Genomic DNA, 1946 nt, shown 5'->3' with positions numbered 1-1946 from the left:
CCCCGAGTTCGGCACCGGCGCGGTCAAGGTCACCCCGGCCCACGACCCCAACGACTTCGCCATCGGGCAGCGCCACGACCTGCCCTCGCTCTCCGTCATGGACGAGCGGGGCGTCATCACCGTCCACGGCCCGTTCGAAGGACTCGACCGGTTCGAGGCCCGGTCCGCGATCGTCGCGGCGCTGCGCGAACAGGGCCGGATCGTCGCGGAGAAGCGCCCCTATCTGCACTCCGTGGGCCACTGCTCGCGCTGCAAGACCACGGTCGAGCCCCGGCTGTCCATGCAGTGGTGGGTCAAGGTCGAGCCGCTGGCCAAGGCGGCCGGTGACGCCGTGCGCGACGGCCGGGTGGCGATCCACCCGCCGGAGATGGCCAAGCGTTACTTCGACTGGGTCGACAACATGCACGACTGGTGCATCTCGCGCCAGCTGTGGTGGGGTCACCGCATCCCCGTCTGGTACGGCCCGGACGGCGAGACCGTGTGCGTCGGCCCGGACGAGCAGCCACCGAGCGGCGAGGGCTGGACCCAGGACCAGGACGTCCTCGACACCTGGTTCTCCTCCGGCCTGTGGCCCTTCTCCACCCTCGGCTGGCCCGAGAAGACCAAGGACCTGGAGAAGTTCTATCCGACCGACGTCCTGCTGACCGGCCACGACATCATCTTCTTCTGGGTCGCCCGGATGATGATGTTCGGCCTGTACGCGATGGACGGCAAGGAGCCGTTCCACACCATCGCGCTCACCGGGCTCGTCCGCGACGAGCACGGCAAGAAGATGTCCAAGTCCAACCCCAACTCGGTCGACCCGCTGGACTGGATGGACGCGTACGGCGCCGACGCCGTCCGGTTCACCCTGGCCCGGGGCGCTAACCCCGGCGCGGACGTGCCGATCGGGGAGGACTGGGTCCAGGCCTCGCGGAACTTCGCCAACAAGATCTGGAACGCTACCCGCTTCGCCCTCATCAACGGGGCGACCGTGGAGGGCCCGCTGCCGGACGCCGCCGAACTGTCGGCGACCGACCGCTGGATCCTGTCCCGGCTGAACACCGTCGTCGCCGAGGCCGACGCCGCTTACGACGGCTACGAGTTCGCCAAGGCCAGCGACCTGCTGTTCCACTTCGCCTGGGACGAGGTCTTCGACTGGTACGTCGAACTGTCCAAGACGGTCTTCGCGGCCGGCGGGCGGCCCGCCGAGGTGTCCCAGCGCGTCCTGGGCGAAGTCCTGGACGTGACACTGAAACTGCTGCACCCGGTGATGCCCTTTGTCACCGAGGAGCTGTGGACGACGCTCACCGGCGGCGAGTCGCTGGTCATCACCACCTGGCCGCAGGACTCCGGCTACCGGGACGAGGCCGCCGAGGCCGAACTGGCCACCGTCCGCAAGCTGGTCACCGAGGTCCGCCGCTTCCGCGCCGACCAGGGGCTCCAGCCCGGCCAGCGGGTGCCCGCCACCCTGGACCTGTCGGGTACGGGCCTGGCCGCGCACGAGGAGGCCGTGCGGGCGCTGCTGCGCCTCACCCCGGCCGGGGACGGCTTCGCCGCCACCGCCTCGCTGCCGGTCGCGGGCGCGGTCGTGGCTCTCGACCTGTCGGGCGCCATCGACTTCGCGGCCGAGCGCAAGCGGCTCACGAAGGACCTGGGCCTGGCGGAGAAGGAGCTGAAGCAGGCCACGGCCAAGCTCGGCAACGAGGGCTTCCTGGCCAAGGCCCCGGCCGAGGTGGTGGAGAAGATCAAGGCCCGCAAGGCGACCGCCGAGGCCGACATCGCCCGCCTCACCACCCAGCTGGCGAACCTTCCCGGCTGAGCCCGGGGCGCCACACCACCCGCCCCAGCACCCGGTCCAGCGGTGGGGGTACCCCCGGACGAAGTCTGGGGGAGGGCTCCACGGCCCGCGAGTCGGTACTGGCCGCCGGGTTGTCGCCGAGCAGGACGGCGACACCCGGCGGCAC

The 1946-nt window shown here is 70.9% G+C and carries 1 protein-coding gene; it reads left to right on the top strand.

The window, feature by feature from the left end; genetic code table 11:
• On the top strand, nt 1-1801 hold a 1801-nt coding region (locus ACFV5N_RS27460), incomplete at its 5' end, for a valine--tRNA ligase (RefSeq protein WP_385605145.1).
• Nucleotides 1802-1946: the final 145 nt, after the last annotated feature.

This window comes from Streptomyces sp. NPDC059853 (assembly GCF_042731495.1).
Classification (GTDB): domain Bacteria; phylum Actinomycetota; class Actinomycetes; order Streptomycetales; family Streptomycetaceae; genus Streptomyces.
The sequence above is the reverse complement of the archived record's forward strand: the minus strand, read 5'-3'. Positions and strand labels throughout refer to the sequence as shown.